General features: G+C 64.1%; 19 protein-coding genes. 10 read left to right on the top strand and 9 right to left on the bottom strand.

Translation table 11 applies throughout. The features are described 5' to 3' along the window. Window positions 1-217: 217 nt before the first annotated feature. From B015_RS0127715 to B015_RS0127700, 4 genes are all read right to left on the bottom strand, one after another. Window positions 218-1,246, bottom strand: a complete 1,029-nt coding sequence (locus tag B015_RS0127715) for a TniQ family protein (protein WP_018431028.1) — start codon at window positions 1,244-1,246, stop codon at window positions 218-220. Continuing rightward, on the bottom strand, window positions 1,243-2,124 hold the full coding sequence (locus B015_RS0127710) for a TniB family NTP-binding protein (RefSeq protein ID WP_018431027.1): 882 nt from the start codon (window positions 2,122-2,124) through the stop codon (window positions 1,243-1,245). Before B015_RS0127710 ends, B015_RS0127715 begins: the two co-directional genes overlap by 4 nt. After that, on the bottom strand, window positions 2,117-3,730 hold the full coding sequence (locus B015_RS0127705) for a Mu transposase C-terminal domain-containing protein (protein ID WP_018431026.1): 1,614 nt from the start codon (window positions 3,728-3,730) through the stop codon (window positions 2,117-2,119). Before B015_RS0127705 ends, B015_RS0127710 begins: the two co-directional genes overlap by 8 nt. A 147-nt stretch (window positions 3,731-3,877) precedes the next feature. Further along, window positions 3,878-4,198, bottom strand: a complete 321-nt coding sequence (locus B015_RS0127700) for a DNA-binding transcriptional regulator (protein ID WP_026227817.1) — start codon at window positions 4,196-4,198, stop codon at window positions 3,878-3,880. Window positions 4,199-4,436: 238 nt separating this feature from the next. On the opposite strand from B015_RS0127700, the gene B015_RS0127695 reads away from it, so the two are divergent. Both B015_RS0127695 and B015_RS0127685 read left to right on the top strand, forming a co-directional pair. Further along, window positions 4,437-5,639 carry a site-specific integrase gene (locus B015_RS0127695; RefSeq protein ID WP_051092005.1) on the top strand — a complete coding sequence of 401 codons (1,203 nt, stop codon included), beginning with the start codon at window positions 4,437-4,439 and terminating at the stop codon, window positions 5,637-5,639. Window positions 5,640-5,923: 284 nt separating this feature from the next. Then, window positions 5,924-7,090, top strand: coding sequence for an ATP-binding protein (locus B015_RS0127685; RefSeq protein ID WP_040457333.1), 1,167 nt, complete (start codon window positions 5,924-5,926; stop codon window positions 7,088-7,090). 3 nt (window positions 7,091-7,093) lie between these two features. Here B015_RS0127685 and repC read toward each other — a convergent pair whose 3' ends face one another. The 5 genes from repC to B015_RS0127660 all read right to left on the bottom strand — a co-directional run bounded on the left by repC (window position 7,094) and on the right by B015_RS0127660 (window position 12,933). Continuing rightward, window positions 7,094-8,302 (bottom strand): plasmid replication protein RepC, encoded by a 1,209-nt coding sequence (repC, locus tag B015_RS0127680; protein WP_018431021.1) that lies wholly within the window; start codon window positions 8,300-8,302, stop codon window positions 7,094-7,096. A gap of 261 nt (window positions 8,303-8,563) precedes the next feature. Beyond that, window positions 8,564-9,619 carry a plasmid partitioning protein RepB gene (gene repB / locus B015_RS31725; protein ID WP_040457332.1) on the bottom strand — a complete coding sequence of 352 codons (1,056 nt, stop codon included), beginning with the start codon at window positions 9,617-9,619 and terminating at the stop codon, window positions 8,564-8,566. 10 nt (window positions 9,620-9,629) lie between these two features. Further along, window positions 9,630-10,850, bottom strand: a complete 1,221-nt coding sequence (gene repA, locus B015_RS0127670) for a plasmid partitioning protein RepA (protein WP_026227816.1) — start codon at window positions 10,848-10,850, stop codon at window positions 9,630-9,632. Between the two features lie 362 nt (window positions 10,851-11,212). Next, on the bottom strand, window positions 11,213-11,458 hold the full coding sequence (locus B015_RS0127665; protein ID WP_018431018.1) for a WGR domain-containing protein: 246 nt from the start codon (window positions 11,456-11,458) through the stop codon (window positions 11,213-11,215). Window positions 11,459-11,553: 95 nt separating this feature from the next. Beyond that, entirely contained in the window at window positions 11,554-12,933 is a 1,380-nt protein-coding gene (locus B015_RS0127660) for an FAD-binding oxidoreductase (RefSeq protein ID WP_018431017.1), read from the bottom strand. A 135-nt stretch (window positions 12,934-13,068) separates the two neighbouring features. Between B015_RS0127660 and B015_RS0127655 the strand changes: the two genes are divergently transcribed. The 8 genes from B015_RS0127655 (at window position 13,069) to B015_RS0127620 (ending at window position 23,454) form a co-directional block, all read left to right on the top strand. Next, window positions 13,069-14,061: an MDR family oxidoreductase gene (locus B015_RS0127655; RefSeq protein WP_018431016.1), complete on the top strand. Its 993-nt coding sequence runs from the start codon at window positions 13,069-13,071 to the stop codon at window positions 14,059-14,061. A 130-nt stretch (window positions 14,062-14,191) separates the two neighbouring features. Then, on the top strand, window positions 14,192-14,680 hold the full coding sequence (locus B015_RS0127650; protein WP_018431015.1) for a DapH/DapD/GlmU-related protein: 489 nt from the start codon (window positions 14,192-14,194) through the stop codon (window positions 14,678-14,680). A gap of 347 nt (window positions 14,681-15,027) precedes the next feature. Beyond that, the gene (locus B015_RS0127645) at window positions 15,028-18,507 is read left to right on the top strand and encodes an indolepyruvate ferredoxin oxidoreductase family protein (protein ID WP_018431014.1); all 3,480 of its coding nucleotides are present in this window, start codon (window positions 15,028-15,030) and stop codon (window positions 18,505-18,507) included. Between the two features lie 371 nt (window positions 18,508-18,878). After that, on the top strand, window positions 18,879-19,970 hold the full coding sequence (locus B015_RS0127640; protein WP_026227814.1) for an ABC transporter substrate-binding protein: 1,092 nt from the start codon (window positions 18,879-18,881) through the stop codon (window positions 19,968-19,970). Between the two features lie 198 nt (window positions 19,971-20,168). After that, window positions 20,169-21,062, top strand: coding sequence for a branched-chain amino acid ABC transporter permease (locus tag B015_RS0127635; protein ID WP_018431012.1), 894 nt, complete (start codon window positions 20,169-20,171; stop codon window positions 21,060-21,062). After that, window positions 21,055-21,948, top strand: a complete 894-nt coding sequence (locus B015_RS0127630; RefSeq protein WP_018431011.1) for a branched-chain amino acid ABC transporter permease — start codon at window positions 21,055-21,057, stop codon at window positions 21,946-21,948. Before B015_RS0127635 ends, B015_RS0127630 begins: the two co-directional genes overlap by 8 nt. Next, window positions 21,941-22,702, top strand: a complete 762-nt coding sequence (locus tag B015_RS0127625) for an ABC transporter ATP-binding protein (protein WP_018431010.1) — start codon at window positions 21,941-21,943, stop codon at window positions 22,700-22,702. The genes B015_RS0127630 and B015_RS0127625 overlap by 8 nt, the downstream gene beginning before the upstream one ends. Continuing rightward, the gene (locus B015_RS0127620) at window positions 22,699-23,454 is read left to right on the top strand and encodes an ABC transporter ATP-binding protein (protein WP_018431009.1); all 756 of its coding nucleotides are present in this window, start codon (window positions 22,699-22,701) and stop codon (window positions 23,452-23,454) included. Before B015_RS0127625 ends, B015_RS0127620 begins: the two co-directional genes overlap by 4 nt. Window positions 23,455-23,466: the final 12 nt, after the last annotated feature.

Raw genomic sequence — 23,466 nt, 5'->3', positions numbered from 1 at the left:
GCAAAAATTCAGGCAGACAGAGTGAAACCATGCGTGCGGTTTAGCACATTCTGTCGCACTTAACCGCACGCTATGTCGGCCGGCTATAATGACTGATAATCTTGCATTATCGTTCATAAAGTGATCTGCTGCCGAAATGGCCTCTAATGTCGAGCAGAATTGTCGGATGAGCAGAATTGATGAGACTCAAGGGCCTGGGCGGGACTCTCGCGCATGATTATGAGATTCCCCGAGCATGATTATGAGACTGGGTGAATCGGAATTGTGAGACTGGCCGCCTCTTTCCGGCAAAAGGGTCGCGATGCGCGTCATTCTGAGCGTCGCGAAGCCGCCTGAACCGTCCGTAGATACGCCGGCGCAACTTCAGCGGCCACGCCCGCAATGTTTCGCGCAACCGTTCCTCGCCTTCCGGGTCGCTCGCCAGCAACACCGCTGCCGCGTAACCAGCCGGATCGGCGGACAGTCGCCCCAAGCCGACGGCAAGCGCATAGTTCTGCAGGAGAGAGCCGTGCGCCAGCGCGAACAGGCCACGCGGAACCGGCTTGGCCAGGATGGGTGCAACGCGATCATACTCCGGCACGATGACCAGAAGCGCCTGGCGCGCGATCGGACGCGTCAGAAACGCGTGATTGGCCCGACGTGCCTCCAGCGAAAGAACGGGCTGTTCATCGAGCGACGGCGGCGAAGGTTTGCGATGCCGCGTCGTCAGGAAATCCAGCAGCGCCTCGATTGACGGGGCTCCCTCATCCCTCCCCCGTGTCCAGTCCGCCATCCGCAGCGCACTGGCGCGCGCGTAGCGGTCGAGAGCCATCAATTGCGGTTTTGACATCAGGGTCTGCAGACTTCCGCCTCCCTTGAAGCGAAACCGCATTTGATGCTCGCCGCACCACAAATTCCAGGGGAGCGCGGCCGTCTTTCGGTTAACGCCCGCACGACAGTGCGGGCAGACATAGCGATTGCTGGTCGCGATCATCAGCCGTGCATGCGGTCCGATCCCGGCAAAGGTCAGTGCCCGCAAGGCATCCAGACTGATGCCGGTGCGGCGGGCCAGCAAAGCCCCCTCCCCTGCCCCAAGCCGCCATTCCAGCTCGCCGATCCTGCGGCCGCTCAAGCCGCAGTGCTCCAAAAACGCGTCGATCGGCATGGCGTAGAGACGCGCCAGCCGATGCATCCACGAGGACAACCGTTCGTCCTTTTCCGGCCTCGGCACGACCGGCAACCGCGTCAATGTCGGCGCGGTGATCACACCGGTTCTCCCAGCAGTGCAAGAATGTTGCGCTTGTCGGCGACATCATGGGCGACGATCCGCTCTTCGCCGCTTTCGATCGCGGCAGCGGCGAGCATGCCCATCAGCGAGAAGATCCCGGCGGTGATGCCGCCGGTCGTCTCGACCAAGCGCTTCAGCATCGGCTCAGAAATCTCGCTCGGCCGGCGCAGCGGCAAGGTACGCTGCAGGCTGCCGATCAGGCCGCCAAAATCCGCGTCGTTCTGCCAGGGCGGCAGCGCGAAGGCTTCGAAACGGCGCACCAGCTGATCGTCGGTGCGCAGCGCGTTGCGCGCCTGCTGGGTGCCGACGCAGACGAGCGAAATCCTGAGCTCGTTGCCGAGAAAGCGCAGCATGTTCAAAAACCGCGTCTGCTCGCGCACCGAGCCGGCCTGCAGGCTGTGCACCTCGTCGATGACCAGCAGCCCGGGGCGGATTTCTGAAAGCAGGCGCAAGGTCAGGTTTTCCAGGACTGACAGCGTTGCGCGCGGCGGTTCGGGCGCGCCGATCGCCGCCAGCAACCGCTTGTAGAACCGCGCCTCGTCGGGCCCCGACACCATCTGCACGACGATCACCGGCATGTGCATGCATCCGGTCACCGCGTCGAAACTGGAGGGATGATCTCGCGAGAACTTTTCCACGATCATGGTCTTGCCCATGCCGCTGGCGCCGACAATGAGCAGATTAGGCATGCGGGCGCGCTGCGGGAAGACGATCAGCTCCTCGAGTTTTTGCAGCGCCTGTTCGGCGCGCGGATAGTTGATCCAGCGGTCGGCGCGGATCCTGCGGATGCGTTCCTCTGCGCTGAGCGCGGCGACCTGTCGGCTGGCGGGAAACAGATGCTCGAAATCCTCAGTCATCCCATTCCTCCACCGCGAAATAGGGTAGCTGCAGGGGTCTGTCGTCGCCGATCGGGGCGATCTCCGGCGTGATGTCGATCATCGTCGCGGTAAGGTGCTCGCGCCGTGCAAGATCCCTTCGCATCGCCTTGGTCGTGCGCGTCGCTTCGTCGACCAGAGCGCGCTGGGCGAGGATCGTAGAAAAAATGAGATCCTCGTCGAGGGCCTTGCGCCCTTCTGCCCGCAACGCACGACGCGCCGCCTGGTGCTCCCACAAGGCGATCGCCGGACGGGTGCGGTCGGCTGGCCGCACATCCAGATACGCCTCCCCTGTCGCCACGAACACGCAAGACAGGTCGCGTGGATCATATTTGATGGGCAATCGCCGCGGATTTGGGCCCATTAGCCAGCGCAACTCATCCGACCAGTAGCGGATATGGAACAGATGCAGCCCGTCGCGCTGCAGCGTGCGCTCCTCGAACGGCAGGAAATCGATCAGGAATTGCCGTGGATCGGACGGCATCCGCACCGTGTCCTCGACGATCCGGGTTCGCCAGGCCGTTGCCGGCGGCAGATCGAGGGTCTTGTGGATGCGTGCATGGTAGGACCCAACGATTTCCAGCGCGAGGTAGGTTTCAAGTTCGCGCAGCGTCATCACCGCCTCGGCTTCCGGGTTGAGATCGCCGCGTTCGCGAATGTTGGAGAAATGCGAGCCGGGAATGAGATGCACCGCCCCCATCATCGTGCCGATCAACCGTTCGATATGGCCGCCGAAGCGCGGCGTGCCGGGTGGGCGGTAGGTTAGGTCGATGCGGTGCTCGGCGCAGGCGCGCTCGAAGGCCCGCGCATGGAATTCGGCGCCGTTGTCGACATGAATGGTCCTGGGAATGCCATGCGCGGCCCAGTCGGCCGCGATGCCGCGCGAAGCCAGCCAGCCAGTCTTGTCCATCACCGTATGGGTCAGGCACAGCGCCACGACCGTGAGAGACGGCGCTTCCAGCGACAGATAGTACCCCATGACCATCCGAGTGTTGACGTCGATGGCCAGCGTCAGCGTCGGCCTGCCGATCGGCAACCGCGTCACCGGATCGACCACGGTGACGTCGACCTTGGTGTGGTCGATCTGCACGATGTGGAGCGGTGCTGTGGCCTCCAGTCCGCCCGGCGTCGCCAGGAAAACCGGCTCGGATCTTTTGGCACCTTCGCGGCGACGCAGGAGGTCAGCCTGATCATGCATGGCAAGCCAGCGCCCGAGCCGGCGAATGGAGGGCGGTTGCAATCCCGCCATTCGGCAATCCGCCGCCACCTCGCGCTGAAAGCGCGTCCGTGTGGGCTTTCGCCGAGTGGCATAGAGTTTCTGGAAATGCTTTTCGACAATGGCGAGCACTGTCGGCTCCAGCGGCTGCATGCCCGCATCCGGGCCGCGTCGACGCGGCAACAGCGCGCTTGTGCGGTCATCCTTGCGGAACTGCTTCAGCCAGCGAAACAGCGTTGCCCGGCTGATCCCGAGCGCAGCCATCGCATCGCCGACATCCACGTCGCCTGGTCGCGACGGCATTTTCGACAGGATCTCCGCCCGCCGCCGGGCTTCGGCCCATCTCTCGGGATCGGCGTCGTCATGATCCACGGGGCAACCTCGCGTCTGGCCGAAGCTGGTCTGACAAACGCCGACTCACCTTCGAGGTCAGTCTCAATAACCCCGAATCGATTGCAGAATTACGTCATCGACAAGGCAGCTCCGCCGAAGGCTCATGACCCGGAAGCTATCCAGCGCCTATTGCAGGATCTGCAACCCGTGCTTCCGGACAATGGCCAGCAGCTTCAGGGCCATGCCGCTCGGCCGCTTGGCGCCGGTTTCCCACTTCTGCACCGTCGATTCCGACGTGTTCAAATAGCGCGCGAACACCGGCTGGCTTACGTGGTGGCTCTCGCGCAGCGTCTTGATCTCATCGGGTTCGAGGTTCGGCGTCGTCAGACAGCTTTCGTCAAAACTGCGCATCGTCGCCTTGTCGATCGTTCCGACTTTGTACATTGCGTTGGCCGAGCTATGGATAGCCTCGAAGGCATCGCTCTTGAACCTCGGTTTAGTTGCCATAATGACCTCCAATTCTACGACGTTTACATGCCCGGTGTCGGGATCCGTGGACAGCTTCGCCGGTTGGCTGCAATCTGGTCTCACAAATTCCGACTCAGTTTTATCGCCAGTCTCAATAACCCCGATTCAGTCTCACAATGGCGTCACGGACAAACCATTGACAACAAACAATCCGGAGTCTCATGAAACCCGGCAATCCGACAACCGTATTGAGCAGCACTCCGCTCGACGAGAGAGCATGTCTGGAAACGCCATTTTGGTCGACAAGCACGATTCCGACGGCACTCCTGACGAAGATTTGCCCGATATCATCGACGTCGTGATGGCGATGGGGCAGCACATGGAAGCTGTGGCGGAGCCAGAAGCCGTGCATGGCGTGGCTCCCTCCCCTGCTCTGCCGCTCGTCGGGCCTGCTTCGTCCGGCCGGCTTCCGGCTCAGCTCGATGCGCTCGCCGAGCGCGCCCGCGCCTATGTCGAGGCGGCGAGTTCGCAAAACACCCGCCGCGCCTATGCCGCCGACTGGAAGCATTTTGGCAACTGGCTCGACCGCCAGGGTTTTACCCCGCTGCCGCCTGATCCCGAATTGGTGGGGCTCTACATCACAGCCTGTGCATCAGGTTCAGCCAGTGCCAGAAGCACCGCCGCAGAGGCCACGGGCCACAAGGATGCCGTCTCGACCATCGAACGCCGCCTGTCATCGCTTACTTGGAACTATGCCCAACGCGGCCTTGCGCTCGACAGGAAGCATCGCGCCATCGCCACCGTCATGACCGGCATCCGCAACGCCCATGCCCAGCCGCCCCGGCAGAAGGAAGCGATCCTGCCCGAGGACCTGATCGCCATGCTGGAAACGCTGGATCGAGCCAGCCTGCGCGGCCTGCGCGATCGCGCTATGCTGCTGGTCGGCTTCGCAGGTGCCCTGCGCCGCTCCGAGATCGTCGGCCTCGATTGCGGCCGCGATCAGACAGAGGACGGCCGCGGCTGGATAGAATTCTTTCCCAACAAGGGCTTGCTGGTGACCTTGAGAGGCAAGACCGGCTGGCGAGAGGTCGAGATCGGCCGCGGTTCGTCCGACGCCACCTGCCCTGTCATTGCGCTGGGCACGTGGTTGGAGTTCGCCCGCATCGCCCATGGTCCGCTGTTCCGCCGTGTGACGGGACAGGGCAAGAAGGTCGGCCCCGACAGGCTCAACGACCAGGAGGTCGCCCGTCTGGTCAAGCGCGCGGCCCTTGCCGCCGGCGTGCGCGGCGACCTCACGGAGGTCGAACGCGGCAAGCTGTTTGCCGGCCATTCGCTGCGGGCTGGCCTCGCCTCGTCGGCCGAGATTGAAGAGCGTTACGTACAGAAACAGCTCGGCCACGCCAGCGCCGAAATGACCCGCAAATACCAGCGCCGCCGCGACCGTTTCCGTGTCAACCTGACCAAGGCAAGCGGGCTCTAGAGCAATTCCAGCGCAAGAGCGAAGCGGTTTTCCGGCGAGAATTGCACCGAGACTGCAAGATCGGGCCGTTTCCGCTGTTCGAAGAGAACGCTTTGGAACAATAAAATGCGGGGGCTCTGCCTGGGGGGCCACCAAAGCTGGTGCATGCAGAACCCTGGCTTCCTCCCCTGCCCTGACCGCCCGGTAGCGTTCTGCGCATGCAACACCAGCAAAGCCTGCCGGTCGGTCTTACTGCAACTGAGTTTTTCCTTGCAAATACGGAATCGGACTCCATAAATGCAAGGATGATTACGCGCAGAATTACCCCTGAAGTCCTCGAATTGCTCGACAGCTCGCCTGCCGTGGCCTTGCTGGGCCCGCGCCAAGTCGGCAAGACCACGCTTGCGCTGGAGATCGCCGAGACACGGCCCTCGATCTACCTTGATCTCGAATCCGATGCCGATCGCACCAAATTGACCGAGCCCGAGCTCTACCTTGCCGGCCATGAAGACAAGCTCGTCATCCTCGACGAAGTCCACCGCCTTCCCGGCCTGTTCCAGAACCTGCGCGGGCTGATCGACCGTGGCCGGCGCAGCGGATTGCGCACGGGGCGCTTTCTTTTGCTCGGCTCGGCCTCCATCGACCTGATGAAGCAATCGAGCGAAACGCTTGCCGGGCGCATCGCCTATCTAGAGATGCACCCGCTCGACGGCCTCGAAGTTCCGCCCCAGGATATCTCGACGCTCTGGGTTCGCGGCGGCTTTCCCGAGAGCTTTCTCGCCGCCAACGATCGCGCCAGCCTGCGTTGGCGACAGGATTTCATCCGCTCCTACCTTGAGCGCGACATCCCGATGCTCGGCCCGCGTATTCCGGCCGAAACCCTGCGCCGCTTCTGGACCATGCTCGCCCACCACCAGTCCGGCCTGCTCAATGCAGCCGAATTCGCCCGCGCGCTCGGCATCGACGGCAAGACGGTCGCGTCCTATCTCGACCTCCTCGTCGACCTGCTGCTTGTCCGCCGCCTCGAGCCCTGGCACGCCAATGTTTCCAAGCGCCTGGTCAAGTCGCCCAAGGTCTATGTGCGCGACAGCGGCCTCACCCATTCGCTTCTCGGGCTCGGAACGCAAGAACAGCTCCTCGGCCATCCCGTCGCCGGCGGCAGCTGGGAAGGCTTTGTCATCGAAACCCTGTCGGCCGCCGCCCCTTCAGGCACGCAGATGAACTTCTATCGGACCTCGGCCGGGGCCGAAATCGACGTCCTGCTTACCCTGCCGGGCGCCGCCGTCTGGGCCATCGAGATCAAGCGCAGCCTGTCGCCCAAAGTCGAGAAAGGTTTTCACATGGCGAGCGAAGACATCAAGCCCGACCGCCGCATCCTCATCTACCCGGGCACGGAAACATTTCCTTTGCCCCACGATGTAGAGGCCATGCCGCTGACGGCGGCTGCGGCGGAGCTGTCAAAGCTCCACTGACACTCACCCCGCCTTGGCCTGGACCCCTCCCCTGCCCCGCAGCAGGGCCATCAGCACCGGGCCGATCGAGAATTCGCCCGATCGTGCCTTGGCGGTCAGGCTGCGCAGATAGCCGCCGGGGCTGGAAATCGCCTCGCCCTTCTGCAGCATCGCTGCCACCATGATCGCGGCATCCACCGCCCCCATTGCCTCGCAGGCCTGATCCCATGCATCCGGACTGACGCCAAGGGCGCCGCGCACCAGATTTGCCGTTTCCACCAGCTCGCCCCAGCCGGAAATTCCGTTTCGGGCATAATCCGCAATATCGGGGCAGGCACGCAGCACCATGCCAAGCGGATATCCCGTTGGCGGCTGGTTCTTCATCTCCAGTTTTGGCTCGGCGGTCGTCCCGTGGCCTTTGTCGAGGCCGGGTTCAATATCAAGGTGTTGTGGATTTGAATTCTGTATGTGGCGCTCAGAATGAGACTCATTGGCGCTTATTTCTTCAGTTTTAACGTGGCTTTCCAATGCCTTGCGCACCTCCTGGGCCAAAACCGCAAGCTCCGCAGCAATAGGCTCCAGCTCCAGGCGGCTCGCCGTACGCGGGATGGCACCCACGATCTGCCGGAATTCAATGTGCAGGCGCTGCCAGTCGGCCGCAATGCCCTCCTCGAGGCCAAAGGCGATCATCTTGCCGATGTCCCGGCGCAGAATGGTGATGCGCTCCCTGACCAGCAGAAGCGCCCGCCGCTCGGCACGCACGGTCTCCGCCAGGCGTTCGAATTCCGCGGCGCGCGCCAGAAGCGGCGTCATGTCGAAGCCGAAGGCCTGCTCGATCTCGCCGTCAACGCCTTTGCGGGCGTAACGCTTGCCATTGGGGCTGTCGCGGCGAACCACAAGGCCGCAATCGACCAGCACGGCCAGATGCCGCCTGAGCGTCGCCGGCGCCATGCCATGGGCCCGCAAGGCAAGCTGTGCGTTGGATGGAAACACCACCAGCCCCTCCCCTTCCACGAGATCCGTGTCGGGGTGAAAGCTCAGCAGCGCGTTCAAGACGGCCAGGGCGCGATCGCTGGCGCCCAGCATGGCCTTGGCTTCGCAAACGGCCCTGAAGACCTGCCACTTGTTGGCACTGGCCCCAGCCGCGCAGCTTTCTGCGGCCCTTTGCCCTGCCATCATGGCACGCGTCAACGACCGCCGCCCAAAGGGCGTCGTCGAGATGTGCTCGATCATTTCCTCGTTTACCTCAATCGGAGGCAAGCCAAAGACCTTCCGGAACGTGTCCAGCGGTTGACAAGTCGGCCCGGAAATGATTCTCTCACAATCGCTACATTGATGAGGGCTTCCGGAATGGCGACGTTTCGGGGGCCTTTTTCTTGCCGGTTATCCTTCTTTTCCCAATCCCTTACGCATCTAACTCTTACTCAGCACGCTCCACATCGGCCGGGGCGATGACCGTGATCATGCGCCCGATTCGGCCAGGTGTGGACAAAACTAACGTTCGCCGGCCACGTTGCCGCTGACCCCGCTGAACCTTTCCAACAGCTTGGGCAGCTCCTCGTCCAGAAAATCGTCGAACCCGTCGCCATATTTATCCACGAAATCGACCCGCGCCTTGCCTTTGGACATGGTCAGCTGGGCCACCGCCCTGCCCTTCCCGTCACGGATTTCGCGGGCTGAACTGCCAACCGCCATTCCTTTGCGCTGAAGGCGCATGAACAGCATGTTGAAACGCTCGTCACTCGAAGCGGCGCGGAAGCGCTCGCTGGCCACTTCGTCGTTGGATTTGACCAAAGCGGCCTCGCCTTTGAGCAGATCGGCCAGCGCCATCCACCGCGGGCGACCGATCTTGGGCGCAGCGCCGATGGCGCGGACGATGTATTCGGGAACGGCCTCAACCACCTGCAGGAAGCGCGTCATCTCGGCCTTGTGCAGTGACAGCGCGTCCTGGACGACACCACGCTCGAAGCCGCGTGCAATCAGCTCATGGGCAAACAGCGCCCGCTCGATGAAGGAAAGGTCACGGCGCTCGCTGTTTTCCTTGCCCTGGGCAAGCACCAGCTCGATGTCGGAGAGCTGCCTGACGATCGCCAGAACGGGCACGCCAAGCCGCCCTGCGGCGCGCACGCGGCGATGGCCATAGGCCGTCTGGTAGCGCCCCTGCTTGTCGGGATGCGGCCGGAGCAGCACCGGAACCTGCTGCCCCGATTGCTGGATGCTCGCCACCAGCGCCTCGAACTCCTCGTCTTTGCCGCCATGATCGAGGCGGTCGGTGACGAAGGAGGTGTCGATCAGCGCGGCGTCGATCTTCGAGACCCGCTCGGCGCCATCGAGGCTTTCCTTGAGTCTGCGCGCCTCCTCGATCTCCTTGGACAGCCCACCGAGCGACAGGCCCATGGCCTTGACCGCCCCGGACGCGCTACGCGGACGCGCTGCCTCCGGCTCGGCCGACTTCGTTTCCGGGGCGCGATCAAGCGGCTCCGCCGGAGCTGCAGGCGGGTCGCCGGCGCCGAACAGAGCCCTGAGCTGGTCCTTGCGGTTCAATGCCATGCCCGCCTCCTCACGCCGCCCTGTTCCAGGCCTTGAGAACAAGGCCTTCGACCTCGCCGTTGACAGCTGTCAACGACTCCATGGCGCGGTCGTAGGTGGCGCGGCTGAAGCTCTCGCGCGCCACCTCGTAGAGCGTCTGCTTGGTGAGACCGGCATCCGAGAACGCCGTCGACTTGACCAGCGGCGCCGTCAGCACGCGGTCGCCGAACAGCGAGCGCAGGAAACCGACGATCTGCGTCTGAGGCCCATCATTGGGCTCGTAGCGGGTGATCAGATAACGCATGAAGTCGAAGTTCAGCTCGCCGCCGGCCTCGCGCACGACCGACAAAAGGTCGGCGGTCATGAACAGGAACTGGCTCATCGATGCCACGTCGAGCATCTGCGGGTGGATGGTCACCAGCACGGAAGTTGCCGCACACAGCGCCGACAGGGTCAGGAAGCCGAGCTGCGGCGGGCAGTCCATGACCACCACGTCGTAGTCGTCGGCCACCGTCTGCAGTGCGGCCTGCACCCGGGCGAAGAACATAGGCTTGCCGTCGCCGGCCTGGCGTGCCGCCAGCATCTGCGGCGTCGTGTGCTCGAACTCCTGCAGCTCGAGATTGCCCGGGATCAGGTCGAGCCCGTCGAAATAGGTGCGACGGATAATGTCGGCCAACGGCCGGCGCTCGTCGTCATAACGGATCGCGCCATAAAGCGTGTCGTTGCCGTTGAGGTCGAGCTCCGGCTGGTAGCCGAACAGCGCCGACATCGACGCCTGTGGATCGAGATCGATGGCGAGCACGCGGTAGCCGGCCAGCGCCAGATGCTGGGCGAGGTGCGTGCTGGTCGTGGTCTTGCCCGAACCGCCCTTGAAGTTGGTGACGGCGATCACCTGCAGATGCTCGCCGCGGCCTTCGTCGCGGCGCGGCAGGTAATGGCGGCCCTTGGAGGGGTTCTGCTCGGCGAGATGCCGGCGCAAGGCATTGATATCATCGAGTGCATAAAAGCGGCGGCCTCCGGCCCCCGTCTCAGGCTGCGGTCCCTCGCCCGCGATCGAGAGCTGGCGCAGATAGCCGTCGGAAACGCCAATCAGTCGGGCAGCCTCGCCGCTCGAAAATTTGCGCAGAGCCTTCTTGGAACTCGGCGAAAACAGCCGGTCGCGCATTGCCTGCAACTGCGCCGACAACATCTCTGCGTCCCGCGCAATAGCCCGGTCGGTCGCCACGACCTCCGGTTCCTCACCGGCATGGATCGCCTGTGTCTGAACTGCCCCTAGCAAGTCTCTAGTCCCCTTTCGGCCCGTGCGGCATTCGTCTGGCGACGCACCGCTTAAGCCTTGCTCCTGTTTATGCGCCGATTCGCCGCGGAATCCGAATCCGGGTTACGCCTTCGCCAATTTCTACGTGTCAGGCCGTGGATAACGGAGGGATTTCGTGGTTACGCCGTACGCATCGAATTACGATGATTTACCGTAACAAGGGTGCTGGAGAGCCCGAGTCGAGTCAACTTGTTTATAGTTAACACGAATTAACCATTTGGACGGCACCGAAACAAAGCTTGCCGGACATGGCTCGTTGCATTGCCGAACAGATCGGCGCGACGCGTTGACAGCTGTCAACCGACATCCCGATAACCGCGCCGCAGCTTGGCAACAGATAGCCTTCGCAGCGCCTGTCCCGCCAAGGAGGCATCGGCGAACAGGTCAAGCCGCCGACGACCAAGGGTGCCAATGCGGCCCCACTCGCGAACCAGCGCCGCGTCGCCGAACAAAGACGGCTCCACCGATAGGCGGTAGAACCGCGCCATGTTGCGGCTGGCGTCGATGCGTTCGAGGTGCAGCGTGGTCGAGGACGGTTCCATACACAGGAGAATCGCCCGCAGCGACACCACCGTCCAATGAGACTTATGAATCGATGGAACGCCATCGATTCATCGCCGCGATCCGTAACCGCTGATCAGTCGAAGATGCGGCCGCGATTGAGGATGCCGTTTGGATCGAGCGCGTGTTTCAACCGTCGCATCGCCGACAGTTCGTCCGGGCTGCGCGTCAGATGCAGCCAAGGCTTCTTGTCGAGACCGATGCCGTGCTCGGCCGAGATCGATCCGCCAACGGCCGCCACGCAGCCGAAGACCGCGTCCGTCACCACGTCATAGGCATCGGTCTTGACCGTGTAGTGCAGGTTGCCATCGCCGAGGTGGCCGAAGATGTAGCTCCTCGCCTCGGGATCGGCCTTGGCCTGGGCCGCCAGTGCCGCCTCGACGAATGCCGACATCTTCGGCAGCGGCACGCTGACGTCGAGACTGAGCATCGCCTCGATGCCGAACAGAAAGGTGTTGCAATCCTCGCGCAGCGACCACAACGCGTCGAACTCGCGTTCCGACTGCGACAGAATCACATCCTCGACCATCCCGTCTTCAAGTGCCTGCGACAGAGCTTCCGTGAACGCTTCCTCGTCGAGGCCTGGCATCATGCCCTGGATATCGGTCAGCACATAGACGGGCGAAGTCAGCGCCAGAGGCGCCTGCAGGCCGAGATGAGAAACCATCTCCTCCATCAGCGGATTGAGGATGACCTCGAAGCCGGACAGCAGGTTTCCCAGCCGCCCGCGCAGCATCGCAAGCAAAGCGAGCGCAGCGTCCAGCGAGGGCAGGGCACAGAAGGCGGCGGCCTGGGTGACCGGCTTCGGATGCAACCTCAGGCAGGCGCGGGTCACCACGCCAAGCGTGCCTTCGCTGGCGATCAAGAGCTGGCTCAGGTCGTAGCCTGAATTGTCCTTGGCCAGGCCCTTCAGCGACGACAGCACCGTGCCGTCGGCAAGCACCGCCTCCAGTCCCAGCACCTGGGCGCGGGAGCTGCCGTAACGCAGGACCCGGATGCCGCCGGCATTGGTGGCGATGTTGCCGCCGATGGTCGCCGTGCCGCGCGCACCGATATCGACACCGAACATGAGGCCGGCCGCATCGGCACGCTCCTGCACCAGTTGCAGCGGCACGCCTGCCTGTGCGACGATGGAGGCGGAGACGGTGTCGACCTCGCTGAGCTCGGTCAGGCGCTCAAGCGACATCACCGCCTCGCCCGCGAGCACGCGTGCGCCGCCCGACAGGCCGGTGCGACCACCCTGGACGACCAGCGGCAGGCCGGCGGCATTGCAAGCGGAGAGCATGGCGGACATATCCAACGTCGTGCGCGGCCGGAACACAAGTTCCGGACTTGCCCCCGGCTTGCCCGCGAGATCCTCGCGATAGCGGGCATCGATGTCGTTGCCGGTGAGGATTGCGGTCCGGTCAATCCTGGATGCGAGTGCCGCGAGAACCAGATCTTTTGGGGTGGCCATGAATTTTCGAACGGCGCCGCCGCCCCTCCTGCTTTGTCAGTCGACTCTAGTAGGGTTGCGGTAGCACACCAAGCCATGTTGTCCTCGGCCTGACGGCGCCACCCGCGACCGCCTGCAGACAAACGGAGCCTTGCCATGACCGCCAGCTTCACCGCATTGATGATCGAGGATGTCGAGGGCAAGCCACGGGCAGGTTTCCGCGAGATCGCCATGTCCGACCTGCCCGACAACGACGTACTGGTCGAAATCAGCTATTCCAGCCTGAACTACAAGGACGGCCTTGCCATCTCAGGCAAGGGCCGCATCGCCCGCCGCCTGCCGATGGTCGCGGGCATCGACATCGCCGGCACGGTGGTCGAGTCGCGCTCGCCGAACTGGAAGCCGGGCGACAAGATCGTCGCCAATGGCTGGGGCATGTCCGAAACCGAATGGGGCGCCTATTCGCGCTTCCAGCGCCTCAAGCCCGAATGGCTACTGCCTCTGCCCGATGGCTTCACCATGGAACAGGCGATGGCGATCGGCACCGCCGGCTATACGGCGGCTCTCTGTGTCGACGCCCTGGAGGATTGGGGCGCGATCGAAAAGGGCAGGGGCGAGGTGCTGGTGACGGGTGCAGCCGGCGGCGTCGGCTCGACGGCGGTCAGCCTGCTCGCCGCGAAAGGCTACCTCGTCACCGCCTCGACCGGCCGGGTCGAGACCCACGACTATCTTCGCTCACTCGGCGCGACCTCCTTCCTCGATCGTGCTGAACTCGCAGCCGAGGTCCGCCCGCTTCAGAAGGAGCGTTGGAGCGGTGCGGTGGATTCGGTCGGCTCGACGACGCTCGCCAACGTGCTGGCGCAGACCGTCTATGGCGGCGCAGTCGCCGCCTGCGGCCTCGCCGGCGGCGCCGACCTGCCCGGAACCGTGATGCCGCATATCCTGCGCAGCGTGACGCTGATCGGCGTCGATTCCGTCTATGCGCCGATGCCGAAGCGCAGGCGGGCGTGGCAGACACTCGCCGACCACCTGGACAAGACCAGGCTCGCCGCGATGACCGAAGTCCACAAGATGGGTGAGTTGCCCGAACTCGCCAACAGGATCCTCGCCGGCCAGATCCGCGGTCGCGTCGTCATCGAGATCGCCTGACGGGGAGGGGCCTCACGCCCCGCTTGATGGAGCGGCCATATCTGTCATGCTGGCGGCAGGACAGGCTGGGGTGGAGTCGACATTGGCTGAGGCGAAGGAACTGGGGGACCGCTTGCCATCGGAGGCCCCGATGCAGCCGGATTGGACGCGCGAGAAAAAGTCCTTCTGGCAATGGGACCCGTCCCGTTCGCTTCTGGCCAGCATCCGCGCCTACCAGCACGCCAGATCATCCGGCGGCTTGCTGGCCGGGCTGGTGCGGCGACTGGCGGTGCTGCGACACCACTTCTGGTCTATAGTCACGGGTGCCGAGATCCCGTTGAACACGCAGCTGGGCGGCGGGCTTCTCATGCCCCATCCCAACGGCATCGTCATTCATCCCGAGGTCCGAATCGGCGTAAACTGCATGATCTTCCAGCAGGTGACGCTCGGCATACGAGACAATCCTGATGTGCCGTGGGTCGGCGACCATGTCGACATAGGCGCCGGCGCCAAGATTCTGGGCGGCGTCAGGATCGGCGACCACGCGCGCATCGGCGCCAACTCCGTCGTGCTTCACGATGTCGCCGCTTCCACAACTGTGGTGGGTGCACCGGCAAGGCCTGTCGGCCAAGGCCGATAACGACACGACAAGCGCCGCGCATACTGCGTGAACCACCTGGTCGTAACAGAATAAGCGGGCCGGCCAGCGGGCAAATCTTGGAGCGTCGGACGAACGCTCCAACCTGCGCGCTTTCCGAAATGGCATCGGATTTCGCGGCGAAACGTCAGCCGTCTGACCTCTGTGTTTCACAAAACCGTTGCAACGCCTCGTTGGCGACGCACCCCGCGTCGATGCCCGGAGCCGAGTGTTCCCGATCTTGACGTCCGAATGTGTATACAGTAATGGATTTACATAAGAACAGACTTCGACGTTCGTCTGCGTCGCTCCGGTATGCCGGGCAGCGACAACAGCCTCAGGAGATCGGCATGGCCCTTCCAGCAGTATCGCTCGACGACAAGTATCTGCTGGAAGACGGGCGCATCTTCGTCACCGGCACCCAGGCGCTGGTGCGCCTGCCGATGGTGCAGCGCTGGCGTGATCGCGCCACCGGCCTCGATACGGCCGGCTTCGTCACCGGCTATCGCGGCTCGCCGCTCGGCGGCATCGACCAGGCATTCGGGCAGGCGCGCAAATTCGCGGCGTCCGCCGACATTCGCTTCCAGACCGGGCTCAATGAAGATATTGCCGCAACGGCGGTGCTCGGTACCCAACAGATCAACCTGCTCGAAAAGGCCAACAAGCAGGGCGTCTTTTCCATGTGGTACGGCAAGGGGCCGGGTGTCGACCGCTCGGGCGATGCCTTCCGGCATGGCAATCTCGCCGGCTCGGCCCCGCATGGTGGCGTGCTGTTGCTTGCCGGCGACGACCACACCTGCAAATCTTCGACCACCTCGCACCAGAGCGAATATGCGCTGATGGACGCGATGATCCCGGTGCTCAATCCTGCCGGCGTGCAGGAGATCCTCGACTATGGCCTCTATGGCTGGGCGCTGTCGCGCTATTCAGGCTGCTGGACGGCGCTCAAGCTGATCGCCGAGACGGTCGACTCGTCCGCCTCGATCGTTGTTGCCAGCGAGCGCCTCGCCTTCACCATACCTGGCGATTTCGACATGCCCGCTGACGGGCTCTCCATTCGCTGGCCCGACAGCCCGCAGGAGCAGGAGCGACGGCTGCACAATTTCAAGCTGCCGGCCGCACTGGCCTTTGCCAGGAGCAACCGGCTCGACCGTGTCGCAATCGGCGGCCCGCGCCGCCGGCTCGGCATCGTCACGACCGGCAAGTCCTATCTCGACGTGCGCCAGGCGCTCGACGAACTCGGCATCTCCGAAAAACGCGCCATCGAGCTCGGCCTGTCGGTCTACAAGGTCGGCATGGTCTGGCCGCTCGAGCCAGAAGGCATTGCAGCCTTTGCGGCAGGGCTGGAGGAGCTTCTGATCGTCGAGGAAAAGCGGCCGCTGCTCGAGGGCCAGGTCAAGGACATCCTCTACAACATGCCGGCCGACCGGCGGCCACGCATCTTTGGCAAGCGCGACGGCGAGAACCGTATCGTTTTGCCGGCTCATGACGATCTCACCGCCATCCAGATCGCCCGCGCCATTGCCGCTCGCATCCTGCCCTGGCTCGAAGATCGCGACCTGGTCGAGCGCATCGGCCGGCTGGCCGATGTCGACGGCGCCAAGCTTGCCAGCCTCGCGCCTGTGCAGCGCACACCCTATTTCTGCTCGGGCTGCCCACACAACACTTCTACGCGCGTGCCCGACGGCAGCCGGGCGCTTGCCGGCATCGGCTGCCACTGGATGTCGCAGGCGATGGAGCGTAACACCGCGACCTACACGCATATGGGAGGGGAGGGGGCCAACTGGATCGGCCAGGCACCTTACGTGCCGACCCGCCATGTCTTCCAGAACCTCGGCGACGGCACCTATTTCCACTCCGGCCTGCTCGCCATCCGTGCAGCGGTCGCAGCCAGGGTCAACATCACCTATAAAATCCTGTTTAACGACGCGACGGCGATGACCGGCGGCCAGCGCCATGACGGCACCCTCAACCCGCAGCGCATCACCCACCAGCTTCGCTCCGAGGGCGTCGAGCGCATTGCCGTCGTCTCCGACGACATCGAGAAGTACCAGGGGCAGGAGCCGTTCGCGGCCAATGTCTCGATCCACCACCGCGACGAACTCGATGCCGTGCAGCGCGAATTGCGCGAGGTCGAGGGCGTGTCGGGCATCGTCTACGACCAGACTTGCGCTGCCGAAAAGCGCCGACGCCGCAAGCGCGACCCCAAGCCGCGTGTCGAGCGCCGCGTCATCATCAACGAACTGGTTTGCGAAGGCTGCGGCGATTGCTCAAAGAAATCGAACTGCCTGTCGGTCACGCCTGTCGACACCGAGTTCGGGCGCAGGCGTCGCATCGACCAATCCTCCTGCAACGAGGATTTTTCCTGCGTGAAGGGTTTTTGTCCTTCCTTCGTCACCGTCGAGGGCGTGAGGCCGCGCAAGCCGAGAAATGTCGATCCGAAGACGGTCGCGGCTAGGCCGATCGCTGAACCCGCGCCCTTCGTCCTTGAAGGCCCGTGGAACATGCTGGTCACCGGCGTCGGCGGCACCGGCGTCATCACCATCGGCGCGATCCTCGCCATGGCCGCCCATCTCGAGGGCAAGGGCTGCTCGACGCTCGACATGGCCGGCATGGCGCAGAAGGGCGGACCGGTGACGACGCACCTGCGCTTTGCGCCGACGCCCGACGACTTGCACGCGGTGCGCATCTCGTCGCGGTCGGCCGACGTCGTGCTCGGCTGCGACCTCGTCGTCGCCGCCGGCAAGGAAGCGCTCGGTGCCATTGCCAATGGAAAGACGCGTGTGCTGCTCAATTCAGAGGAGACGATCACCGGCGCCTTCATCCGCGACCCCAATTTCCGCGTCCAGGGCCTGGGGCTCGCGGGAGTGGTCAAGGAGGTCGCCGGCGCGGACCAGGTCGAGACCGTCGCCGCCACCCAGATCGCGACGCAGCTTCTAGGCGATTCCATCGGCACCAATCTGTTCATGGTCGGATACGCCTGGCAGCGCGGGTTGATCCCGCTGGCGTCGACAAGCATCGACAAGGCGCTCGAGCTCAACGGTGCTGCTGTCGAGATGAACCGCACCGCGTTCCGCCTCGGCCGGCTCGCCGCAGCCGACCGACAGGCCGTCGACGCCCTGCTGCCCAGGGCCCAGGCCAACTCGCCGCTCGGCCACCGTGTCGCCTCGCAATCACTCGACGAGACGGTGGCGCGGCGCATCAACTTCCTCACCGCCTACCAGAACCGCCGCTATGCCCAGGCCTATCTGGATTTCGTCGACCGGGCGCGGGCTCGCGAAAAGGCGGTGATGGGCGCAGAGGGCAAACTGTCCGAGGCCGTCGCCCGTCATCTGTTCAAGTTGATGGCCTACAAGGACGAGTATGAGGTGGCGCGGCTCTATTCCGACGGGACCTTCCGCAAGCAACTCACCGAAACCTTCGACGGTGAGGGCAAGATGACCTTCCACCTGTCGCCGCCGCTGCTGGCCAGGAAAGACCCCAACACCGGCGAACCCGCCAAGATGACGTTCGGGCCCTGGATGATGAATGCCTTCGGCGTGCTGGCGAAATTCAAGCGGCTGCGCGGAACTGCCCTCGATCCGTTCGGCTACAGCGCCGAGCGTCGTACCGAGCGTGCCCTGGTCGGCGAATACCGCAGCCTTGTCGAGGCAGCGCTTGCGAGCCTGACACCGGCGAGCCACGCGACGGCTCTCGCCATCGCCGAGGTGCCGGAGGAGATCCGCGGCTACGGTCCCGTCAAGGAGCGCAGCATCGAAAAAGCACGGGCCAGATGGGTTCAACTGACCCAGATTGCGTCACAACAATCCCTGCCGATCGCCGCCGAGTAGGTGACGGGAGCGGTGAGGGGAGGGCGGCCGGCAGCTTCCTCCCCGCAAAACGTGTGGCAGGCAGAGCCTCGTGCATCTCTGCGCCCGGCGTTAGCAGGGGCGATCTGGCCCAATACCTCCACCCGGACAACAAGCACACAGTGCTGTCTTGGCGCACCGAAAAAGGCGCACCCAGGCAGACGCTGACCTGCTCCTACTTCCAGCACCGACACCATAGAATTTCAAGGAATCCGCCGGCCGCCTTCACAAAACTCACAAGTGCATCATTATGTGTATTCACTTATGAAAAGTTCTGTGTCTACATATCGTCGATAAGAGGGGACCGGGCGCCACGTAGCGGCCCGGCCGACAACGAAACAATGGAGATGAAAATGCACAAAGCCCTATTGGCTGCCGCCTGTCTTGCCCTGACCAGCATGCCCGCATTGGCCCAGGAAGTGGTGCTCGGCGCTGTCCTGCCGCTGTCGGGCGCCAGCGCCACGCTCGGCGACGACCAGCGCCGCGGCATCGAACTGGCGGTCGACCAGATCAATGAAAAGGGCGGCGTGCTCGGCGGCCAGAAGCTGCGCGTCATCGTCGAGGATTCAGGCGGCCGCGCACCATCCGCGCTCGACGCCGCCAAGAAGCTGGTGACCGTCGACAAGGTGCCGGTGGTGATCGGTGAATACTCCTCGGGCATCACCATTCCGGTCGGCCAGTACCTGGTGCAGGAAGGCCGCGTGCATCTCAACATCGGCTCCTCCAGCGGCAAGATCCGTGCGCTGGGCGACGGCTCGTTCTCGCTCATCGGCCTCGACAACGTTTCCTCGGGCTTCGCCGCCCAGGACGTGGTCGACAACAAGTGGAAGAAGGCGGCGGTGATCGTGCCGAACAACGCCTATGGCCAGGGCGTGGCCGAACAGTTCCAGAAGGCCTTTGCAGCGCTTGGCGGCGAGGTCGTCTCCACCGTCATGTACACCGAGGGCCAGACCACCTACCGCCGCGAGCTGCAGCAGATGGAGCGCGGCGCACCCGACGTCTATGTCTACTCGGCCTATGGCAAGGAAGCCGCGACCATCAATCGCGAGTCCTTCGAGCTCGGCCTCAATGCGACGCCGTGGTACGCCATCTACCTGTCGATGTGCACCACGGATGCCGATCCCAAGTTCGTGCAGGGACAATACGGTCTCGACCTCAACTACATCGGCCCTGATGGCGCTGCCTATGAGGCCGCCTACAAGACCAAGTACAGCGAGCCCTTCAAGACCAGCTTCAACGGCTATGGCTACGATGCCGTGATGATGGCCGCCGCTGCCATCGACAAGGCCGGCTCGGCCGACCCCAAGGCGATCACCGCGGCCCTGAAGGAAATCGGCAACGGCTACAAGGGCGCTACCGGCGACATCACCTTCGACGCCGACCGCCAGCGTTCCAACCAACCCTATCTCAAGCTGAAGATCGAGGACGGCGTCCAGCAGCGCTGACGCTCTGTCTCTAGGGCAGGCCGGCACCTACAGCGCCGCGGTCCTCAAGGACGCGCAAGGGACGCTGTATCGCTTGGAAAAAGTGCATGATCTTTCCGAAAATCGGTTCCGATTTTCGGGTTCATGCACAGGCGCCGGGCCTGCCCTTTTGCAGCCGCCACCCGCGGCTGCACCGACTTACCCTTACGAGAAAAGAGCATGGTCCAGTTTGTCGTCGACGTCCTGATCCGCGCGGTCGACCTGGCGCTGATCGCCATCGGGTTGAGCAGCGTCTATTCGCTGATCCGCTTTCCCAATGTAGCACTTGTGCAATATGCGACGACCGGCGCGCTTCTGGCGTTCGGCCTGCAGATGGCCGGGCTGCCTCTCGTGGTCGCTGCCATCACTGCCTGTGCACTTGTCGGCATCATCGCAGTCGTTCTCAACGTCGTCGTTTTCGAGCGCCTGCTGACCGCCGGCTCGGCCATTGCCATGATCGGCTCGCTGGCGCTCAGCATGGTTTTTTCCGCCGTCTTCCTGGTCACCGCCGGACCACGCCCGCAGCGCTTCGAACTGGAGATCAATCCACCGTTGCGTTTCCTCGGCGCCCGGCTGACCGAGCATCAGCTGATCTCGGTCGGCATCAGCGCGCTTGCCATCGGCGCCTTCGCGCTCATCCTCTTCCGCACAGATCTCGGCCGCTGCATGCGCGCCACCGCCACCAATTCGGTGCTGGCCAGCGCCACCGGCATCGACACCCGCAAGGTCACCAACACCGTCGTCTTCCTGTCCGGCGTCATGGCCGCGCTGGGCGGCATCGGCCTCTCGGTGAAGGGTGAGATGAGTGCCCAGCTCGGCCTCGACATGCTCTTGCCCGTCTTCGCCGCAGCCATCCTCGGCGGGCTCGGCAATGCGCTGGGGGCAGCTGTCGGCGCTGTCGTCATCGCCTCGGCCGAGACGCTTGTGACCAACGTCAATTTCGGACCGCTGTTCGGCCAATCCATGCTTTTCATCCCTGCAGCCTATGCAACGGCCGCATCCTTCCTGCTGCTCGTCGTCGTGCTTCTGGTCAAGCCCTACGGCCTGTTCGTCTCGGAGGTGAAGCGTGTTTGAGTTCCTCATCCATGTCGCGATCATGGCCTGCCTCTACGGGCTGCTCGCACTCAGCCTCAATCTGCAGGTCGGCTTCGGCGGGCTGGTCAATTTCGGCCAGGTGATCCTGTTTGGTTGCGGCACCTATGGCGCCTCCATCGCCTTCTCCAACCAGCTCGGCCCGGTCGCCGGCATCGCGCTCGGCGTGATCTTCGCGCTTGTCGTCGCCGTTGCCTTCGCCAGGCTCGGCCGCAACCTCGGCGCCGACTATTGGGGCATCGCCACGCTGGCGGTCGCCGAGGTGCTGCGCATCCTCGCCAACAACGAGGCGTGGCTGACCGGCGGCGCACAGGGCGTCGGCGGCATCCCGTTGATCTTCGGCGACATGCCGCGTCCGCTGGGTCCGCTGATGACGCTCGGCCTGTGCATCGTCCTGCTTTTTGTCGCCTGGTGGCTGTGCAATCGGCTAACCACCAGCCGCTACGGGCTGGCGCTCAAGCTGATGCGCGAGGAGCCGCAGCTTGCCGCCTCGCTCGGCTACGACCTCTCCGCCCTCAAGACCCAGACGCTGATGGTCGCGGCCGTCATGGCCGCGGCCTCCGGCTTCGTCTTCGCCCACTACATCACCTTCGTCGGGCCTGACCAGCTGGTCAGCTCCGAGACATTCCTGATCTGGGCGATGGTCATCATTGGCGGCTCGGGCAACCATTTCGGCGCCATCGTCGGCGCCATCCTGATGCAGTTCCTGTTTGCCTTCGTGCCCTTCGTGAAGGACGCGCTCGGCCTGCCCTCCGAATATGTCGCCGCCATGCGCCTGACGCTGGTCGGCGGCGGCCTGCTCACCTTCCTGATGTGGCGCACCCAGGGGCTCATTCCCGAACGAGTGGGGGAGAAGCGCAATGGCTGAAACCGTGCTCAGGGCCGAGCGTATCGCCAAGGCGTTCGGCGCCCACCATGTGCTGTCGGATGTGCGCTTCCAGATCGGCTCCGACGAGATCGTCGGCCTGCTCGGGCCGAACGGCTCCGGCAAGTCGACCCTGCTCAACATCGTCTCGGGCTTCTCCCGGCCGAATGCCGGCGAGATCGTGTTCCTCGGCAAGAGCATCGGCGGCCAGCCTTCGCACAAGATCGCCCGCCAGGGCCTGGTGCGCACCTTCCAGCTGCCGTCGATGCCGCATCGCATGACGGTGCGCGAAGTGCTGCGTGCCGGCTCGCGTGACGGGGCAGGCCTGCTCGACGCATTCATCGGACGCGGCAGCGACGATGCCGAAGCCGACGAGCTGATCGAGCAGTTCGCCCTGAAGGCCGTCGCCCATCAGCCGGCGAGTTCGCTGTCGGGCGGGCAAAAGAAGCTGCTCTCCATCGCCATTGCCCTACGCACCCGGCCGAGGCTCTTGTGCCTCGACGAGCCGACGGCCGGCGTGCACCCGCAGCTGCGCGGCCGCATGGTCGAGCTGCTCAAGGCCTTCAACAGGCGCGGCGTCGCCATGCTGGTGGTCGAACACGACATGCATTTCATCCGCGAACTGTGCGACCGTTGCATCGTGCTCGATCGCGGCGCAATCATCGCCGACTGCGCCCCGCGCGAGCTCACCGAAAACGAGCGTGTCGTCGAAGCCTATCTCGGAAAGTCGGTCGCAAGGCAGAAGGTGTCGGCATGATCCGCGTCAACAATGTGCGCGCCGGCTATGGCGATGGTCCTGACATCCTGCAGGGCATCGACCTGACCGCGTCGGGCGGCGAGATCGTCACCATTCTCGGCCCCAATGGTTGCGGCAAGTCCACGCTGCTCAAATGCATCGCCGGCTTCGTCCGCCCGCGCGGCGGCGGCATCGAGATGGAGGGCCGCGATGTCAGCGCGGTGCCCGTCCATGACAAGGTGCGCCACCATCGCATGGGGTTCGTGCCGCAGACCGACAATGTGTTCTCGACACTGACGGTGGCCGACAACATCATGCTCGGCGCCCGCCATATGGCGGCAGCGGAGCGCGCTGCGCGCTATGCCGAACTGATGTCGCAATACCCCTCGCTCGCCTCCAAGCAGGAGCGCAAGGCCTCGGCGCTTTCGGGCGGCGAGCGCCAGATCCTGTCGCTGGCGCGCGCCCTGATCTCCAATCCGCGCGTGCTGTTGCTCGACGAGCCATCGGCCGGCCTATCGCCGCTGATGATGCATGAGGTGTTCGCGGCCATCGCCGAGATTCGCGACCGCACCGGCATGTGCATCGTCATGGTCGAACAGAACGCCTTCGAGGCGCTCGGTGTCGCCAACCGCGCCTACGTGCTTTCCCTCGGCAAGGTGGCGATCGAGGGCAAGGCGGCGGATCTGCTGGCCGACCCGGCCATGCGCCATCTCTATCTTGGTGGCGAGCCTCCGGCCGCCGAGGGCCAGCCGCGGCTCGCCGCCGTCAGCTGACGCGTCAAGCCA

Origin of the sequence: Hoeflea sp. 108, assembly GCF_000372965.1 — a bacterium.
Taxonomy (GTDB): Bacteria; Pseudomonadota; Alphaproteobacteria; order Rhizobiales; family Rhizobiaceae; genus Aminobacter.
The sequence above is the reverse complement of the archived record's forward strand: the minus strand, read 5'-3'. Positions and strand labels throughout refer to the sequence as shown.